Genomic DNA, 3,189 nt, shown 5'->3' on the forward strand with positions numbered 1-3,189 from the left:
GGCTGCGCGCCCGAGGAGGTCATGGTGGCCTCGACCGGCGTGATCGGCGAGCCGCTGCCGGTCGAGCGGATCCTGGAGGTGCTGCCGCGCTGCCGCGAGGGCCTCGCTCCCGGCAACTGGCTCGCGGCCGCCGAGGCGATCATGACCACCGACACCTTTCCCAAGGGCGCCTACGCCACCGCCTTGATCGACGGAGTCGAGGTCAAGATCGCCGGCATCGCCAAGGGTTCGGGCATGATCGCGCCCGACATGGCCACCATGCTGGCCTTCGTCGCCACCGACGCCGCCATCGCGCCCAAGGCCCTGCAGTCGCTGATCGCGCTCTACACCCGCGACACCTTCAACTGCGTCACGGTCGACGGCGACACCTCGACCAACGACACCCTTCTGATGTTCGCGACGGGCGCTTCGGGCGCGCCTCGCATCGCCCGGCCCGGCGACGCCCGGCTGGCCGACTTCCGCGAGAAGCTGGAAGCTGTGCTGCTCGACCTGGCCCTGCAGCTGGTCCGCGACGGCGAGGGCGCGTCGAAGTTCGTCAAGATCGTCGTCTCGGGCGCCCAGAGCCACGCCTCGGCCCGCAAGATCGCCCGCACCATCGCCGAGAGCCCCCTGGTCAAGACCGCCTTCGCCGGCGAGGACGCCAACTGGGGTCGGATCGCCATGGCCATAGGCCGGGCCGACGAGCCCATCGACCGCGACCGGGTGAAGATCCAGTTCGGTCCCCTGGTCGCCGCCCAGGACGGCCTGATCTCGCCCACCTATGACGAGGCGAAAATGAGCGCCTACATGAAGAATCAGGAGCTGGAGGTCAGCGTCGACGTCGGCGTCGGGCGCGGCGCGGCCACCGTCTGGACCTGCGACCTGACCAAGCAATATGTGGCCATCAACGGCGACTATCGCAGCTGATCGCGACCCAGGCGACGTTCTGAATTCCACCGCCGATTGATCGCGCTGGCGGCCTGGCCCGCCGTCGTGGTCTGGTGAACGCCAATTCGGGGGTGTCGGGTTTGCGTGGTCGCGTCCTGTCTTTCGTCGGGGCGGCCTGGCTGACGCTGGCCGGCTGCGGGCCTGCGATCGCGGGCGAGGGCCTGTTGCGGGACCCCCGGCTGATCCTGGTCCATGCCGTCGTCACCCCGCCGGGGCCCCGGGCCGAACCGGTGGTGCGGGCGATCGAGGGGCTGGTCCGGACCAGCCGGCGGGGCGACAGCCGTCGCGCGGCCCTGCTGGCCCAGGCCGTCGCCGCCAGCAAGATCGGCGACCTGGACGCCGCCCTGGCCGCAGCCCAGGCGGCGGTGACCGGGTGGCCCGACGACGCCGAGGCGCTGTTCCGGCGTGGCGACATCCAGCGGCTGCGGGGCGAGGACGCCCTGGCGATGAAGGACCTCGACCAGGCCATCGCGCTGGATCCTGGCCTGGCGTCGGCCTATGTGGCGCGGGGCGTGCTGCATGACGGGGCCGGCGAGCGGGCCCTGGCCATGGCCGACTACAGCCAGGCGATCACGCTGGCGCCCGAATGGGCCGCGCCCTACGCCCTGCGCGCCGATGACCGGGTGAACCAGGGGGACGACCTGCAGGCCGCGCTCGCCGACTATGACCAGGCGCTCGCCCTGCGGCCGGACTCGGTTCCCGCCCTGATCGGACGCGGCCGGGCCCTGGTGCTGGCCGGCGCCGTCGACCAGGGCATCGCCGACCTCACCGCCGCCCTGCGGCCCGGCCCCAACCCGGACGCCCTGTTCGTGCGCGGCGTCGCCTGGCGGCTGAAGGGCGATCTCGACAAGGCCCTGGCCGACTTCACCGCCGCCCTGGCCCAGGCCCCTGGCGACCCCGGCATACTGGCCGAGCGGGGGATCACCCTGCGCAGGACCGGCAAGCTCGACGCCGCCATCGCCGATTTCGACCTGGCCCTGGCCGCCGATCCCAACAATCCGACCACCCTGTTCGCCCGGGGCGTCGCCTGGCAGCGCAAGGGCGACAACTGGCGGGCCATCGCCGACTATGATCGCGCCCTGGCGCTGGCGCCGGATTCCCAAGGCGCCCTGGTCAATCGCGGCCTGGCCTGGCGGATGGAGGGCGATCCGGTCCGGGCCCTGGCCGACCTCGATCAGGCCCTGCGCCTGACCCCAGATGACCCGGCCGTGCTGGTCCTGCGGGGCGGGGTCTGGGAGATGCTGGGGGAACCGGCCCGCGCCCTGGCCGATTTCGACCGGGCGCTCGCCCTGCGTCCCGATTATCCGGAGGCGCTGATCGACAGCGCGCTGGCCCGCATGCAGGTCGGCGACACGGCCCGCGCGGCCCGCGATCTCGACCGGGTGCTGAAGACCCAGCCCAAGCTGCCCCAGGCGCTCTATGCCCGCGGCGTCGCCCGCCTGTCGCTGGGCCGCCTGGCCGAAGGCTCCGCCGACATCGAGGCCGCCACGGCGTTGGACCCGCAGGTCGGCGCCGCCTTCCGCGACTTCACCCCCGGCGTGGCGCGGATCTCCGAGGGCGGGCAGTAGGAGCGGGCGATTTAGTATTCTTCAAAATGACCATACAGCTATGTGGCGAGATACGGCGCGCGTGGGTCTGAGGGGAATTGGATGATGCAAGTCAGCGGGTTTCTCTCTGGCCTCATTCCAGTCGTCACGCTTCTCATCGGCGCGGGCCTGCAGTTTCTATCCACCCACTCGCTGGATAGCGGAAAGCAGCTGAGGTTGGAGCGTGGCCAGGCCTATGCGGATTATTTTCGCGCCCTGTCGATCTCGGCCGTGAAAGGCAAGTCGTTGGAGGCGCAAACGCTTGCCACTGACGCCAAGACCCGGATTTGCGTCTACGGGTCGCCTGCCGTGGTCAACCGGCTCGCCGACTTTGAGCGGCTCGGAGCTATGGTTGGAGGCGCCGAGAGTAGGACAGCGATTGCTGAGCTCCTGAAGGCGATGCGCCGGGACATGGACGGTCGAGCGCGATCCCTCGATACTGCGGCTCTTGACCGAGTGATTTTTCAGGCGAAGTGACGAGCCTCATTTCCCTCTTCCCTTGAGGGAGAGGGTGGCCCCTCGCAGAGGGGTCGGGTGAGGGGACGACCAAGGTGAGTGGGCGCGCTTGCGCGCGCACCCCTCATCCGACCTGGCTCCGCCAGGCCACCTTCTCCCGCAAGGGGAGAAGGTAAGAGGAGCGCGACGGGGATGGACCGAGACATGATGATCATTGGCC

3 protein-coding genes are annotated in these 3,189 nt (G+C 70.3%); all 3 read left to right on the forward strand.

Going from position 1 to position 3,189, the window contains the following annotated elements; genetic code table 11:
* Positions 1 to 906, forward strand: a 906-nt coding sequence (gene argJ, locus Q7P21_RS20320; RefSeq protein ID WP_304180203.1) for a bifunctional glutamate N-acetyltransferase/amino-acid acetyltransferase ArgJ, incomplete at its 5' end; no start/stop codon positions are given.
* 101 nt (positions 907 to 1,007) lie between these two features.
* Positions 1,008 to 2,495 carry a tetratricopeptide repeat protein gene (locus tag Q7P21_RS20325; RefSeq protein WP_304180206.1) on the forward strand — a complete coding sequence of 496 codons (1,488 nt, stop codon included), beginning with the start codon at positions 1,008 to 1,010 and terminating at the stop codon, positions 2,493 to 2,495.
* Positions 2,496 to 2,576: 81 nt separating this feature from the next.
* Positions 2,577 to 2,990, forward strand: a complete 414-nt coding sequence (locus tag Q7P21_RS20330) for a hypothetical protein (RefSeq protein ID WP_304180209.1) — start codon at positions 2,577 to 2,579, stop codon at positions 2,988 to 2,990.
* The last annotated feature ends 199 nt before the right edge of the window (positions 2,991 to 3,189 follow it).

The sequence above is a fragment of the Phenylobacterium aquaticum genome, assembly GCF_947378715.1.
Lineage (GTDB): Bacteria > Pseudomonadota > Alphaproteobacteria > Caulobacterales > Caulobacteraceae > Phenylobacterium > Phenylobacterium aquaticum_A.

Coding starts and splice junctions, on each gene's coding strand:
- Q7P21_RS20330 (WP_304180209.1), top strand. CDS start 2,577: ATGATGCAAGTCAGCGGGTTTCTCTCTGGCCTCATTCCAGTCGTCACG.